Source organism: Thiocapsa roseopersicina, from assembly GCF_900106925.1.
Lineage (GTDB): Bacteria > Pseudomonadota > Gammaproteobacteria > Chromatiales > Chromatiaceae > Thiocapsa > Thiocapsa roseopersicina.
This window is the reverse complement of the sequence record NZ_FNNZ01000001.1, coordinates 353,250-368,196: the sequence shown is the minus strand read 5'-3', so window position 1 is coordinate 368,196 and position 14,947 is coordinate 353,250. Positions and strand designations below refer to the sequence as shown.

Annotated in this window: 12 protein-coding genes and 4 tRNA genes; 1 reads left to right on the top strand and 15 read right to left on the bottom strand. The window is 62.7% G+C overall.

Features of this window, described 5'->3' with window-relative positions; translation table 11 throughout:
* Positions 1–95: 95 nt before the first annotated feature.
* From rpoB to BLV04_RS01655, 12 genes are all read right to left on the bottom strand, one after another.
* Positions 96–4,268 (bottom strand): DNA-directed RNA polymerase subunit beta, encoded by a 4,173-nt coding sequence (rpoB, locus tag BLV04_RS01710; protein WP_093027470.1) that lies wholly within the window; start codon positions 4,266–4,268, stop codon positions 96–98.
* 241 nt (positions 4,269–4,509) lie between these two features.
* Positions 4,510–4,887, bottom strand: coding sequence for a 50S ribosomal protein L7/L12 (gene rplL / locus BLV04_RS01705; protein WP_093027468.1), 378 nt, complete (start codon positions 4,885–4,887; stop codon positions 4,510–4,512).
* A 51-nt stretch (positions 4,888–4,938) separates the two neighbouring features.
* Positions 4,939–5,466: a 50S ribosomal protein L10 gene (gene rplJ / locus BLV04_RS01700; protein ID WP_093027466.1), complete on the bottom strand. Its 528-nt coding sequence runs from the start codon at positions 5,464–5,466 to the stop codon at positions 4,939–4,941.
* A 266-nt stretch (positions 5,467–5,732) separates the two neighbouring features.
* Positions 5,733–6,428, bottom strand: coding sequence for a 50S ribosomal protein L1 (gene rplA / locus BLV04_RS01695; protein ID WP_093027464.1), 696 nt, complete (start codon positions 6,426–6,428; stop codon positions 5,733–5,735).
* Positions 6,428–6,862, bottom strand: coding sequence for a 50S ribosomal protein L11 (gene rplK, locus BLV04_RS01690; protein ID WP_007195676.1), 435 nt, complete (start codon positions 6,860–6,862; stop codon positions 6,428–6,430). Before rplK ends, rplA begins: the two co-directional genes overlap by 1 nt.
* A 155-nt stretch (positions 6,863–7,017) precedes the next feature.
* Complete coding sequence (nusG, locus tag BLV04_RS01685; protein ID WP_093027462.1) at positions 7,018–7,551, bottom strand: transcription termination/antitermination protein NusG; 534 nt, start codon at positions 7,549–7,551, stop codon at positions 7,018–7,020.
* A 2-nt stretch (positions 7,552–7,553) separates the two neighbouring features.
* The gene (gene secE, locus BLV04_RS01680) at positions 7,554–7,931 is read right to left on the bottom strand and encodes a preprotein translocase subunit SecE (RefSeq protein ID WP_093027460.1); all 378 of its coding nucleotides are present in this window, start codon (positions 7,929–7,931) and stop codon (positions 7,554–7,556) included.
* Positions 7,932–7,980: 49 nt separating this feature from the next.
* Positions 7,981–8,056 (bottom strand) — tRNA-Trp (locus BLV04_RS01675).
* A gap of 75 nt (positions 8,057–8,131) precedes the next feature.
* Positions 8,132–9,322, bottom strand: coding sequence for an elongation factor Tu (gene tuf, locus BLV04_RS01670; RefSeq protein ID WP_093027476.1), 1,191 nt, complete (start codon positions 9,320–9,322; stop codon positions 8,132–8,134).
* Positions 9,323–9,417: 95 nt separating this feature from the next.
* Positions 9,418–9,493, bottom strand: a tRNA-Thr gene (locus BLV04_RS01665).
* A 22-nt stretch (positions 9,494–9,515) separates the two neighbouring features.
* Positions 9,516–9,589, bottom strand: a tRNA-Gly gene (locus tag BLV04_RS01660).
* Positions 9,590–9,734: 145 nt separating this feature from the next.
* Positions 9,735–9,819: transfer RNA gene (locus tag BLV04_RS01655), tRNA-Tyr, on the bottom strand.
* 244 nt (positions 9,820–10,063) lie between these two features.
* Between BLV04_RS01655 and BLV04_RS01650 the strand changes: the two genes are divergently transcribed.
* Positions 10,064–11,401: a UDP-glucose dehydrogenase family protein gene (locus BLV04_RS01650; RefSeq protein ID WP_093027456.1), complete on the top strand. Its 1,338-nt coding sequence runs from the start codon at positions 10,064–10,066 to the stop codon at positions 11,399–11,401.
* A gap of 118 nt (positions 11,402–11,519) precedes the next feature.
* Here BLV04_RS01650 and BLV04_RS01645 read toward each other — a convergent pair whose 3' ends face one another.
* From BLV04_RS01645 to BLV04_RS01635, 3 genes are all read right to left on the bottom strand, one after another.
* Positions 11,520–13,013, bottom strand: a complete 1,494-nt coding sequence (locus tag BLV04_RS01645; RefSeq protein WP_093027454.1) for an OmpP1/FadL family transporter — start codon at positions 13,011–13,013, stop codon at positions 11,520–11,522.
* Positions 13,014–13,543: 530 nt separating this feature from the next.
* Positions 13,544–14,140 carry an aminoacyl-tRNA hydrolase gene (pth, locus tag BLV04_RS01640; protein WP_093027861.1) on the bottom strand — a complete coding sequence of 199 codons (597 nt, stop codon included), beginning with the start codon at positions 14,138–14,140 and terminating at the stop codon, positions 13,544–13,546.
* Between the two features lie 138 nt (positions 14,141–14,278).
* Positions 14,279–14,890, bottom strand: coding sequence for a 50S ribosomal protein L25/general stress protein Ctc (locus BLV04_RS01635; RefSeq protein ID WP_093027452.1), 612 nt, complete (start codon positions 14,888–14,890; stop codon positions 14,279–14,281).
* Positions 14,891–14,947 lie beyond the last annotated feature (57 nt).

Genomic DNA, 14,947 nt, shown 5'->3' with positions numbered 1-14,947 from the left:
TAAAACGCAGCTCCTGAACCGCGTCGCGCCGACGCGCGTTGATTGCGATTCGGCCACGCAAGGGCTCAATCCTCGCAAACCCCTCCGGACGCGGTTCAGTCCTGCTGGAGCTCGATGTTGATCGCCAACGACCGAATCTCCTTCACGAGCACGTTGAACGACTCGGGCATGCCGGCTTCCATCCGATGGTCGCCGTCCACGATGTTCTTGTACATCTTGGTGCGGCCGTTCACGTCGTCGGACTTCACGGTCAGCATCTCCTGCAGGGTGTAGGCGGCGCCGTACGCCTCCAGCGCCCAGACCTCCATCTCCCCGAAACGCTGCCCGCCGAACTGTGCCTTGCCGCCCAACGGCTGTTGGGTGACCAGGCTGTAAGGCCCGGTGGAGCGCGCATGCATCTTGTCGTCGACCAAGTGGTTCAACTTGATGATGTACATATAGCCGACCGTGACCGGGCGCTCGAACGGATCGCCGGTGCGCCCGTCGTAGAGCTGGGTCTGGCCGCTCGGGATGCCGATATCCGAGTTGTCCCGATCGGCGAGCTTGAGCATCGCCCGGATCTCTTCCTCGGTCGCGCCGTCGAACACCGGCGTGGCCAGGGGCACGCCCCGCGTCAGGTGACGCGCCAGCTCCAGGATCTCCTCGTCGGTGAAGCTGGCGAGGTCCTCGCGCTTGCCGCTCGTGTTGTAGATCTTCTCGAGGAAGGCACGCAGCTCCACGACCGCGGTGTGCGCACGCAGCATCTTCTCGATCTTCACGCCGAGCCCGTTGGCCGCCCAACCCAGATGGGTCTCGAGCACCTGTCCGACGTTCATGCGCGAGGGCACGCCGAGGGGGTTCAGGACGATATCCACAGGCTCGCCGTCCGCCGAGAAGGGCATGTCCTCGATCGGCACCACCTTGGAGATAACACCCTTGTTGCCGTGGCGCCCGGCCATCTTGTCGCCGGGCTGGACGCGGCGTTTGACGGCCACGTACACCTTCACCATCTTGAGCACGCCCGGGGCCAGATCGTCGCCGCTCGAGATCTTGCGTTTCTTGACCTCGTAACGATCGCGGAATTCCTCCCGCTGCTGCTTGATCTGAGCCGCAACGGCCTCAAGCTGGGTCGCGACGTCTTCGGCACGCATCCGGATCTCGAGCCACTGATCGCGCGAGCCATTGGAGGCAAGCTCCTGCAGATAGGCCTTTGTGATCTTCGCCCCCGGGGCCAGATTGCGCGGACCGCCGTCGGCGACCTTGCCGACCAGCAGTCGCTCCACGCGCTGGAAGGTGTCGTTCTCCATGATGCGTTGCTGATCGGCGAAGTCCTTGCGCACGCGGTCGAGCTCCATCTCCTCGATCTGGAGTGCACGCTTGTCCTTGTCCACACCGTCGCGGGTGAAGACCTGCACGTCGACAACCGTCCCGCTCATCCCGGAGGGCAGGCGCAGCGAGGTGTCCTTCACGTCGGACGCCTTCTCGCCGAAAATCGCCCGCAGCAGCTTCTCTTCGGGCGTCAACTGGGTCTCGCCCTTGGGCGTGACCTTGCCGACAAGGATGTCGCCGTCGCGCACCTCCGCGCCGACATAGACGACGCCCGACTCGTCGAGCTTGGCCAAGGCCGACTCGCCGACGTTGGGGATATCACTCGTGATCTCTTCGGGCCCCAGCTTGGTGTCGCGCGCCAGACAGGCGAGCTCCTCGATGTGGATGCTGGTGAAGCGATCTTCCTGCACCAGGCGCTCGGAGAGCAGGATCGAGTCTTCGAAGTTGTAGCCGTTCCAGGGCATGAAGGCGACCCGCAGGTTCTGCCCCAGGGCCAACTCGCCCATGTCCGTGGAAGGCCCGTCGGCCATGACGTCGTCCACTGCAACGATGTCACCCGGCTTGACCAGCGGACGCTGATTGATACAGGTGTTCTGGTTGGACCGGGTGTACTTGGTGAGGTTGTAGATATCCACGCCGGGGATGCCGGGAACGGCCTCCTCGTCGTTGACCCGCACCACGATACGCGCAGCATCGACCGATTCGATGACGCCGCCGCGGCGCGCGACCACGCACACCCCCGAGTCCTTGGCCACAACACGCTCCATGCCGGTGCCGATCAGCGGCTTCTCGGCCCGCAGGGTCGGGACCGCCTGGCGCTGCATGTTAGAGCCCATGAGTGCGCGGTTGGCGTCGTCGTGCTCCAGAAAGGGAATCAGGGACGCAGCCACCGAGACGATCTGACGCGGCGAGACGTCCATGAACTGGACCTCCTCGGGCGCACGCATCGTGAACTCGTTGGCATGCCGGCAGGACACCAGCGCGTCGGTCAGGTGACCCTCGTCGTCGAGCGTGGCGTTGGCCTGCGCGATCACGAAGTTGCCTTCCTCGATCGCCGACAGATATTGGATGTCCATGGTCACCAGGCCACCTTCCACCTTGCGGTAGGGGGTTTCCAGGAAGCCGTAGGAGTTGGTCCGTGCATAGACGGCCAAGGAGTTGATCAGACCGATATTCGGACCCTCGGGGGTCTCGATCGGACAGACGCGACCGTAATGCGTCGGGTGCACGTCGCGCACCTCGAACCCGGCGCGCTCGCGCGCCAGACCGCCCGGGCCGAGTGCCGACACGCGACGTTTGTGGGTGACCTCGGACAGCGGGTTGTTCTGGTCCATGAACTGGGAGAGCTGGCTCGAGCCGAAGAACTCCTTGATCGCGGCCGAGACCGGCTTGGCGTTGATCAGCTCCTGCGGCATCAGCCCCTCGGACTCGGCGAGCGAGAGGCGCTCCTTGACCGCGCGCTCCACCCGTACCAGACCCACGCGGAACTGGTTCTCGGCCATCTCGCCGACGCAACGGATGCGCCGATTGCCCAGGTGGTCGATGTCGTCGACACTGCCGCGGCCGTTGCGCAGCTCCACCAAGACCTTGAGCGCCTCGATGATGTCGGAGGTCTCGCCCTGCTCCTGATAGAGCCGCTTGGAGAGCTCGTCATTACGATTGCTGAAGTAGCGCCCGTCGTAGATGACGCCCGGCCCTTCCTCGGAGGTACGCCCGAGACGCCGATTGAACTTCATCCGACCCACGGCGGACAGATCGTAGCGATCCGGCGTGAAAAAGAGGTTGTGAAACAGGTTTTGGGCCGCCTCTTTGGTCGGCGGCTCGCCCGGACGCATCATGCGGTAGATCTCGACCTGCGCCTCGAGGTCGCTGGTGGTGGGATCGATCCGCAGGGTCTCGGAGATGTAGGGGCCGTGATCCAGGTCGTTGACGAACAGCGTCTCGAGCGTCTCGATGCCCTTCTCGAAGATGGTCTCGAGGAGCTCCGGAGTAATCTCCGCGTTCGCCTCGGCGATCACCTCGCCGGTCTCGGTATCGATCTGAGGATGGGCCAGGACGCGGCCGATCAGGAAGTCGGACGGGACATCGAGGCGCTCGATGCCGGCCTTTTGAAGCTCGCGGATATGCCGCGCCGTGACGCGACGCCCGGATTCCACGAGCAGCTCGTCACCGAGCATGACGTCGAATCCGACCGTCTCGCCGCGCAGACGCTCCGGAACCAGGTCGAGTGTGACCGAGCGATCGCGGATCCGGAAGGTATCGGTCACGAAGAAGCGCTCGAGGATGTCCTCGACGCCGTAGCCCAGCGCGCGCAGCAGGATGGTCGCCGGCAGCTTGCGGCGACGGTCGATGCGCACGAAGACATTGTCCTTGGGATCGAACTCGAAATCGAGCCAAGATCCGCGATAGGGGATGACCCGCGCCGAGAAGAGCAGCTTGCCCGAAGAGTGGGTCTTGCCCTTGTCGTGATCGAAGAAGACACCGGGAGAGCGATGCAGCTGCGAGACGATGACGCGCTCGGTCCCGTTGATGATGAAGGTGCCGGTGCCGGTCATGAGCGGCAATTCGCCCATGTAGACCTCTTGCTCGCGCACGTCCTTGATGACCTTCGATCCAGCCGGAGCGTCGCGATCGTAGATCACCAGACGCAGCAGCACGCGCAAGGGTGCGGCGAAGGTCGCGCCGCGCAGATGACACTCGCGCTCGTCGAACACCGGATCGCCGAGCCGATATTTCACGTATTCGAGAACGGCGTTGCCCGAGTAGCTCTCGATCGGAAAGACGGTCTTGAAGGCCGCATGAAGACCCACGTCGCGGCGGTCCCCGATCGGCCGGTCGGCCTGCAGGAACTCGTGATAGGAATCGATCTGCGTCGCCAACAGGAAAGGCACGTCCAGGATGCTCGGACGCTTGCCGAAGTCTTTACGAATGCGCTTTTTTTCGGTGAACGAATAGGCCATGATGCCTTTCCCTCGAAATACGTGCTTGTGTCCAGGACGGGGGTCGACGCCGCGGCGGATCGCAGGCGTCGGGGTCGGACCTCTGCGGTCAGGTCCTTATCGACGACGTCGCCCCGTTTACGAAGCGTCCGGCGTGCCGGTGTCGTCTAAACGGGTCGTCAAGACCCAACGGCGAAAGGCCGGCGGCTACTCGCCGCCAGCCCGAAGGTCCCACCGAAAGAAGGTTCGACGCAATGCGCCGTTACTTCACTTCGACCGTGGCACCAGCCTCTTCGAGGAGCTTCTTGGCCTCTTCGGCCTCGCCCTTGGAAACGGCTTCCTTCAGGGTCGTCGGTGCGCCTTCGACGGCGTCCTTCGCTTCCTTCAAGCCGAGGCCGGTCAAGGAACGAACGGCCTTGATGACCGCAACCTTGTTGGCACCGAACGACGCCAGGATGACGTCGAACTCGGTCTGCTCCTCGACCGGTGCGGCTTCAACGCCGGCGCCGGCAGCCGGGGCAGCCACGGCGGCAGCCGCGGTCACGCCGAACTTCTCTTCCATCGCGCTGATGAGGTCGACGACCTCCAACACGGTCATGTTACCGATTGCTTCAAGGATCTCGTCTTTGGAGACGGCCATGGTGAGCTCCTGAGGTTTCTCTAAAATGGAATTGCTGGTGAACGGAGCCGCCTAAGCGGCCTCTTTCGCATCGCGAATCGCGGCGATGGTGCGGACCAACTTGCCCGGCACCTCGTTGATCGTCGCTGCAAGCTTTTGCACGGGCGCCTTCATCACGGCCATGAGCAAGCTGATCGCCTGATCGCGGGTCGGCATCTTGGCGAGATTGCCGAGCTCCGAGGGATCAAGCAGCTTGCCTCCGAGGGCGACCAAGCGCACCTCGACCTTGTTGTGGTCCTTTGCAAAGGCTTCCATGACGCGCGCGGCTGAACCGGGATCTTGCTGCGAGAAAGCGAGAACCAACGGGCCTTTCAGCCCCTCGCTCATGCACGCGAAATCCGTATCCTGCAACGCACGTCTGGCCAAGGTGTTCTTGACGACGCGGACATAGACCCCGGCCTTGCGCGCTTCCACGCGAAGCCGTGTCATCTGTTCCACGGTCAAGCCCCGATACTCGGCCCCGACGGCCGAATGGGCACCTTTGGCGACTTCCGCGACCTCGGCGACGATGATTTCTTTTTGCGCAAAACTGAGCGCCATGTTCGTCACCTCTTGTCGGTAAACCCGGCCTGAGCCGGGGCCGTCGAGGACACGCATCCAACGCGCACTCTAGGGCGATCATGTGCACCGTCACCAGCAAAACGACTGATTCGGGAGCACCGTCTGCGCAGGCAGGCGAGCCATTAAGCCCACTGCACCGAGTCCTTATCGGGCCGGGGACACCTGCGGTCTTTGACGGTCCCCGGCTTTCGCCGGGTCCCCAAAGAAGACCGAACGTCGCAGGGCGCAAGCCCCGCGAGATCAAACTAGAAACTGAGCCCCGCGTGATCCACAGTCAGCCCCGGACCCATGGTCGTGGAGACGGTGACCTTGCGCATGTAAACGCCCTTGGAGCTGCTCGGCTTGGATCGCATCAGGTTCGCCAGCAGGGCTTCGAGATTCTCCCGCAACTTCACGGGCTCGAAATCCGCCTTGCCGAGCGGACAATGGATAATACCGGCCTTATCGGTGCGGTAGCGCACCTGCCCGGCCTTAGCGTTGCGAACCGCCTCGGCGACGTCGGGTGTCACGGTGCCGACCTTGGGGTTCGGCATCAGACCGCGCGGGCCGAGGATCTTGCCGAGCTGTCCGACCAGACGCATGGCATCCGGGGAGGCAATCACGACATCGAAATCGAGCTTGCCGGCCTTGATGTCCTCTGCGAGATCATCGAAACCCACGCGATCCGCGCCGGCCTCGGTCGCAGCGTCCGCGGACGCGCCCTGGGCGAACACCGCCACCCGGACGGTCTTGCCGATGCCGTGCGGCAGAACGGTCGAGCCGCGCACGACCTGATCGGACTTACGCGGGTCGACGCCGAGATTCACGGCGACATCCACACTTTCCGAAAATTTGATCTGCGACAGCTCTTTCAGAAGCGAGAACGCCTCTTCCGCCGGATAGAGTCTGCCGCGCTCCACGCGCTCTTGAATCGCGCGCATGCGCTTGGATAGACGAGCCATCAGTTCACCCCCTCGACATCGAGCCCCATCGCACGGGCACTGCCCGCGATGGTGCGAACGGCCGCATCCATATCCGCAGCGGTCAGATCGGGCATCTTCGCGGTGGCGACCTGCTCGAGCTGCTCGCGCGTCACCACGCCGATCTTGTTGGTGTTCGGATTCGGGCTGCCCTTCTGGATTCCCATCACCTTTTTAAGGAGGATGGAGGCCGGCGGGGTCTTGGTGATGAACGTGAAGCTGCGATCCGAGTAGACCGTGATCACGACCGGGATCGGCATCCCCTTTTCGAGCTCCTGCGTACGTGCATTGAACGTTTTGCAGAACTCCATGATATTGACGCCGTGCTGACCAAGCGCAGGACCGACCGGCGGGCTTGGAGTCGCCTCGCCTGCCTTGACCTGCAGCTTGATGTAGGCGTTGATCTTTTTCGCCATGGTTTTTCTCCAGTGGGGTGTTGACGCCGGAGATCGAGTCTCGGCTCCCCCGACAAAGGTCCCTCACGGGGACTCGGTATCGACGCCGCACGAACGGCGACGGCAGTGAACGGGGCTTGGCGTCAAGACACCCGCGAAAATCCGCTAACTGCGTATCAGGCCTTCTCGACCTGCGCAAACTCAAGATCGACGGGGGTTGAGCGCCCGAAGATCAGAACCGAAACCTTCACGCGGCTCTTGTCGTAATCGACATCTTCGACGACCCCGTTGAAGTCGGTGAAGGGGCCGTCGACAACACGAACGACCTCGCCCGGCTCGTAGAGCACCTTCGGCCGCGGCTTTTCGCCGCCTTCCTGCAGGCGCATGAGAATTGCGTCGGCCTGGGAGTCGGGAATAGGCGCCGGGCGATCCCCTGTGCCGCCGATGAAACCCATCACCTTGGGAACGCTCTTGACGAGGTGCCAAGTCTCGTCGGTCATCTCCATCTGCACCAGGACATAACCGGGGAAAAATTTTCGCTCGCTCTTGCGCTGCTGGCCCGCGCGCATCTCGACCACTTCTTCGGTCGGCACCAGAATCTGCCCGAACAACTCCTCGAGCTCGGCGCGCTTGACACGGTCTTCAAGCGAGCGCTTGACCTGCCCCTCGAAGCCCGAGTAGGCATGGATGACGTACCATCGCTTGGACATACTCAGCCCCCCTGGCCGGTGAGGAATCTGAGAATCGCCATCAGCATCATGTCGAAGAGCCACAGAATGATGCCCACGACGAGCACCATCACGATGACGATCAGCGTGGTCTGAAGCGTTTCCTGACGCGACGGCCAGACGACCTTGCGGACCTCCATGCGAGCGTCGGATGCGAACTGCCACAGGGCCCGCCCACGCTCGGTCTGCAACGCGACAGCTGCTGCAGCCCCGCTAATCACCAGCAGCCCGATCACACGAAGCAGGACCGAGAAGCCCTCGAAAAAATAGAAGGCAAAGATGCCGCCGACCAACAACAACGCGGCGATTGCCAGCTTGGCGGTATCCAAGCCGGCCCCTCGGGCCTCTGCACGTGAATTCATGAGATCGGGTGTCGCCTGGGCGATAAATTAAACGGAGCGATGGGTTGTATGGCAGGCCAGGAGGGACTCGAACCCCCAACCTGCGGTTTTGGAGACCGCTGCTCTGCCAATTGAGCTACTGGCCTAAAACGATCAGGACCGATCGCGAAATCTGTCGGGCAGGCCCATCAGCACTGCCCTCCGAGCCGCGATGACCCGTACTACTCGATGATCTTCGCGACGACGCCGGCACCGACGGTGCGGCCGCCTTCGCGCACTGCAAAGCGCAACCCTTCTTCCATGGCGATCGGCGCAATCAGCTTGATCGTCATCTTCACGTTATCCCCCGGCATCACCATCTCGATGCCCTCGGGCAGCTCGCAGGCGCCGGTCACATCGGTGGTGCGGAAGTAGAACTGCGGACGATAGCCGTTGAAGAACGGGGTGTGACGACCGCCCTCGTCCTTGCTCAGCACGTACACTTCGGCTTCGAAGTGGGTGTGCGGGTTGATCGACTTGGGCTTGGCCAGCACCTGACCGCGCTCCACGTCTTCACGCTTGGTGCCGCGCAGCAGCACACCGACGTTGTCCCCGGCCTGGCCCTGGTCGAGCAGCTTGCGGAACATCTCCACACCCGTGCAGGTGGTCTTCACGGTGTCCTTGATGCCGACGATCTCGACCTCTTCGCCGACCTTCACCACGCCGCGCTCGATGCGTCCGGTCACCACGGTGCCGCGACCGGAGATCGAGAAGACGTCTTCGATCGGCATCAGGAAGGCGCCGTCCACCGCACGCTCGGGCTGCGGGATGTAGCTGTCGAGCGCGTCCATCAGCTTGTCGATCGACTGGGTGCCGATCTCCGAATCCACGCCTTCGAGCGCCAGCTTCGCCGAGCCGGTGACGATCGGGGTGTCGTCGCCGGGGAAGTCGTACTTGGAGAGCAGCTCGCGCACCTCCATCTCGACCAGCTCAAGCAGCTCGGGATCGTCGAGCATGTCGGCCTTGTTCAGGTACACCACGATGTAGGGCACGCCGACCTGACGCGACAGCAGGATGTGCTCGCGAGTCTGCGGCATCGGACCGTCCGCCGCGCTCACCACCAGGATCGCTCCGTCCATCTGCGCCGCGCCCGTGATCATGTTCTTCACGTAGTCGGCGTGGCCGGGGCAGTCCACATGGGCGTAGTGCCGGTTGGTCGTTTCGTACTCGACGTGCGCCGTGGCGATCGTGATGCCGCGCTCGCGCTCTTCCGGGGCATTGTCGATCTGATCGTAGGCGCGCGCCTCACCGCCGAATTTCTTCGCCTGGTGCGTCGTGATCGCCGCCGTCAAGGTCGTCTTGCCGTGGTCGACGTGGCCGATCGTGCCGACGTTCACGTGTGGCTTGCTGCGCTCGAATTTTGCTTTGGACATGAACGGCTCCCCGCATGGTTCAAATCGACAAGTCGCGCTGGACGCTACCGACAACGACAATCCAAGATCGACGACTGAATCTCGAAAAACGAAAATGGAGCCCATGACCGGAGTCGAACCGGTGACCTCACCCTTACCAAGGGTGTGCTCTACCAACTGAGCTACATGGGCGATCGCAAAGCACACATCTCAATGGAGCGGGTGATGGGAATCGAACCCACACCATCAGCTTGGAAGGCTGAGGTTCTACCATTGAACTACACCCGCAGCGCTTTCGCGCCGAACCACGGGGCTAGGGGCCGACCGCAGCCGAGCCGGCAGGCTACGCTGCTTCGCGCCCCGAGGACCTGCTCTCGATCCGCGCGCCCAGCCCGCAAAGGCCACCGCGCAGAGATCTTCGCGGCCTGCAATCTGGTGGAGGGGGGAGGATTCGAACCTCCGAAGGCTGAGCCGTCAGATTTACAGTCTGATCCCTTTGACCGCTCGGGAACCCCTCCTTAAAGAGCGACGCAGTATACGAGGCCGAACCACCAGCGTCAAGCCGACGTGGACGATCGCTTGCAAGACTAACCGGGCGCGCCCGATATCCAAGTCAATCGGGTCGATACACTCCGGCCCGGCGGATATACAATCGTGGGGACGAGCCGGGAGCGGCGCGCCTCGTTCGACGGCGCGGCGCACGACCGGACGGCCATCCCGATCCCTGTAGATCCGACTGAAAACGCCCGGAGACGATAAAGAATGGACGTTACGATTTTTGGCAGCGGTTACGTTGGACTGGTCACTGGCGTCTGCTTGGCGGAGGTCGGCAATCGCGTCCTCTGTATCGACGTGGATCCCGCCAAGATCGCCCTCCTCAACAGCGGGGGCGTGCCCATCTACGAGCCCGGGCTCGACGAGCTGATCAAGCAGAACCGTGAGGCCGGCCGGCTGACCTTCTCGACCGACGCCGAGGAAGGGGTACGGCACGGACTGTTTCAGTTCATCGCGGTCGGCACGCCACCGGACGAAGACGGCTCGGCCGATCTACAGTACGTCCTCGCGGTCGCACGCAGCATCGGCGAGCACATGGACGGGTACCGGATCCTGGTGAACAAGTCGACCGTGCCCGTAGGGACCGCCGACAAGGTGGCCGCCGCCGTTCGCGATGCTCAGTCCGCCCGCGGCATGGCGGTGGAATTCGACGTCGTCTCCAATCCCGAGTTCCTGAAGGAGGGTGCGGCAATCGACGACTTCATGCGGCCGGATCGCATCATCGTCGGCACGGACAACCCGCGCACCGGCGAGCTGCTGCGCGCGCTCTATGCCCCCTTCAATCGCAACCACGACCGCGTCATGCTGATGGACGTGCGCTCCGCCGAGCTGACGAAATATGCAGCCAATGCCATGCTGGCGACAAAGATCAGCTTCATGAACGAGCTGTCGAACATCGCCGAAGCCGTCGGTGCCGACATCGAAAAGGTCCGCGTCGGCATCGGCTCGGATCCGCGAATCGGCTACCAGTTCATCTACCCCGGCTGCGGCTACGGTGGATCCTGTTTCCCGAAGGACGTGCGCGCGCTCGAGCGCACCGCGCGCAGCTTGGGCTACGACCCGCAGCTGCTGCATGCCGTCGAGGCCGTGAACTTCCGCCAGAAGGATCTTCTGTTCAAGAAGATCCACGCGCATTTCAACGGCGATCTCCAGGGCCGCACCATCGCCGTTTGGGGTCTCTCGTTCAAACCCAACACCGACGACATGCGCGAGGCATCGAGTCGCGTCTTGATGGAATCGCTCTGGGAGGCAGGCGCGAAGGTTCAGGCATTCGACCCGGTTTCCATGCCGGAGACACAGCGAATCTACGGGGAGCGTGCCGATCTGGCACTTGTCGACGATGCCTTAGCGGCATTGGAGGGGGCCGACGCCCTTGCCGTCCTGACCGAGTGGGCGCAGTTTCGCAGCCCGGATTTCCGGATGATCAAGGACAAGCTCAAGGCGGGAGTGATCTTCGACGGTCGCAACATCCTCGACGGGCATCTCGCGACCGCAACCGGACTGACCTATATCTCGATCGGCCGCTTGCCGATGACGGCTCAATAAGGCCCGATTCGGATTGCCCGCGTGCTCGGCGAGCCCGCGGGCGCAGACCCAGAGTCCGACCCAATCACGTCGGGACCACGCTCGCAAGGCACGCCGGGCGAGCGTGGTCGACGGCCCGTCAGAAGCGGTGATTCCAACCGATCTGGATATCCATCTGCTCCATGTAGATGGATCCGGTTTGGGCTTGGGTGATGCTGGGGCTCGTGCCGCTCAACTCCTCCTCCGGCATATAAGAGAACGCCAACGCGAACTCATCCTTTTCCGTAAAGCGGTAGGACGCGCCCAAGGTGAGGTGCCAACGAATGGTTGCGGGCGCCATGATGTTCAGAAGGGCCTGCCGACCGGACGCGAACTCGGTGTTGTAGCTCACGCCGCCCATCAGACTCAGCTTCTCGTCGTGGTCGTAACGCACACCTACCTTGAAGATATCCATGCTGTCCCACCCAAATCCAAGTCCGTCATCCCCGCCTAGACAGAACGCGGGTTTGGGTCCTGAGGTGAAACAGGGCGAGATGTCGTTGTCGTTCGAGTTGGAAATCGAAGAGACCTCGCCGTAGAAGATGCGCTGGTAGTCGAACGCAAAGGTCAGGTCAGGCCGTGCCTTGAAGGAGACGCCGAAGTTCAACATCGCAGGGATATCGAACTCGCCCCCATCGGCGAACAGCCCCTTATAGTCGTCGAATTCCGACATCCACATCTTGGTGCGATACGACATCCCGAACGCCAGTTGATCGGTGACCTCGCCGTACCATCCCAGGTGCAGGCCGGCGCCGTACGACCAGTCGGTTCCGTTGTTCGAGACCTTGTCCGGGTACAAGGAGGCCGCGCGGAACGGCTGAAGCCCTTTGACCTCGATACTCTGCATCGCAAAAACCGGCGCGATGCCGACCGATTGCTTGCCGTCGGCGAACTTGAAGGTGTAGGGGATCTCGATAAACAGTTGCTCGAGGTTGACGCCGGTCGAGCCGGTCGCGCTCAGAAAACCACCGGGATTGGCGTTGTTGCCGTTCGGCGGCGGGGGCATGCTCGGGTCCGTGACCGGCATCGGCGGATTGGTCTGCGTAAACAGAAGGCCGCCGGGGCTCGCGATGGTGCCGGGGGGCGGCATCATGCCGGGCCCGATCGCCAGCTGATTGGGGGCCGCGGCGAAGTTCTCCCAGACTGGACGGTCCCGATAATCGCTGTTCATCCCGCCGTTGCCGAACACGCTAAAGCCGATCGTGCTTTTTTCATCGAGCTCGTAATTAAACCCGAAGCTCGGAATCAAAAACCAATCCCCTTCGCTGTCGTATCGGCCCGGAGTAATGAAAGGCCCGGTCGGAAAGCCCGAGGCGGGGTCTACCGCGAAGTCGTCGTTGGCGTCGTAGCCTCGCGGCGAAGGACTGAAGAAGGCCAATCCCACATCGAGCGATGTCCCGACGAATGCCATTCCGGCGGGGTTCGTTGCCGTGACGAGCGTATCCTGCGGCAAGGCCGCGGCGACGCCCGCCATCGCCTTGGATTTGGTACCCCAGCCGTGCGAGAAATATCCGTTGGTTGCCAATGCCAGTGTCGGCACGGATGCGCATGCAATCACTGCAGCCGTCAACGGCCACTTCAATGTTCCGTTCATGTGCGAAAAGTCCTCCAGTCGTCATGCCGATTGAACGGCTAACTTTGTCGTTGGGATGGTCGAGCCCCGCTCGACGGGCTCGCCAAAACCGGCTTCGACGGGAGGTCGAATTCGGAGATGAGCCGTCACTGACAGCCGCGGAGACGACCTTGCCCGCCGACCGGTCGGAGGACTTCGGATTCAGTGCGAGCGATTGCCCGATCCCGAATACGGCGTCATTCGACGGGATGCTTACGGAAGGCGCGGTGAGGCACTTTTACGGAAAGGGCCGAGACGCACGGCGATCACGGAGATCAGGCGGAATACTCGGCTCGGGATTGCGATTTGTCAAACGCCGCTAAACCGTGTCCGGAGTCAACGATCGACGCTTGATGCCGATTCGACCTCGACCGACATCATCGACGCTGTCGCCGACGCGATCTAGGAAATAAAAATCAGGATCTTAAAAGATTTCCAGCGTGACTCGCACGGGCTCGGCCCATGCGGGGTCGAGTGTGCGCGCAAACCGCGCTTGAGAACCCAAACGCAGCTCAATCGCGTCGTTGCGAATGGAGACGATTCATGGCGATCTGGAAGCGACCGGCGACGAGATCATCGAGGATTCTCTCGGCATCGGCAAGCGCTGCGTCGATCTGCTCGGCGTCGGCCTTGGACGGACGTCCGAGGACATAGCCTGTCACCAGGGTACGGTCGCCCGGGTGGGCGATCCCGATCCGCAGGCGCCAAAAATCACGACTGCCCCCGAGTGCATCGATGGTGTCGCGCAGCCCGTTATGTCCGGCATGACCGCCGCCCTGCTTGAGGCGAACCTGGCCGACGGGGTGGTCGAGCTCGTCGTGAGCAACGAGGATCTGCTCGGGGGGGATGGAATAGAAGCGGGCGACCGCGGCGATCGATTGACCGCTGCGATTCATGTAGGTCGAGGGCTTGAGTAGACGCAGATCCGCCCCGCAGACGCGGATTCGGGCGAGATGGCCGAAAAATTTGGACTCGGCGCGGAACGTCTCGTGGAAGTCCTCGGCGATCCGATCGACGAGCCAAAAGCCGACATTGTGACGCGTGGCCTCGTACTGCTCGCCCGGATTACCGAGCCCGACGATCAGCCGAATGCCCGCGAGCTCGCTCACCGGGCACCGCCGACCGGCGCAGGACACGGGCACCCGAGGCCGGAAAAGCAACCATCGAGCACCCGGTCGACGCCGAGAAACCTTCTTTCAGGTGGGCGAATCGGCACTGTCGTCGGCCGCGTAAGGCGTCCGGTGATGTCAGGCGCCTTCCTCTTCCCCCTCCGCCTCGTCGTCTCCGCCACCGCGCGGACCGTAAACCATGGCGACGGCCTCGTCCGAATCCGGGGTATGAGCCAGACTCACACCCTCGGGCATCTGGATCTCCGACAAGTGGATGATCTGGCCGATATCCGTATCGCCCATGTCGACGACGATGAACTCCGGGAGATCCTTCGGCAGACAGAGGATCTCGAGCTCGGTGATGTTGTGGGACACCTGCCCACCCATCTTGATGCCCTTGGAGCGGTCCTCGTTGATGAAATGCAAGGGCACGCTCATGCGCAGCTTCTCGTCCTGCGTGATCCGCAGAAAGTCCACATGCTGCACGAATGGCTTTGCGGGATGGCGCTGCAGGTCTTTCAAGACGACCTTCACCGAGCGCTCCCCGATCTTCAGATCGAGGACGTGCGAGTAGAACGCCTCGTTCTCGAGGTGCTTGAGCATCTCGTTATGACCGACCGAGACCATCTCGGGCTCCTGATGGCCACCGTAAACAATGGCGGGCACTTGTCCCGTGCGACGCAGGCGGCGGCTCGCACCCGTTCCTGCAGTTGCGCGGGGCTGCGCGTTGATCTCGAAACTGACGCTCATCGGCGTTCTCCGGTTGATGATGACTACAAAAGCGCGCCGGATCCCGCGACCAGGATC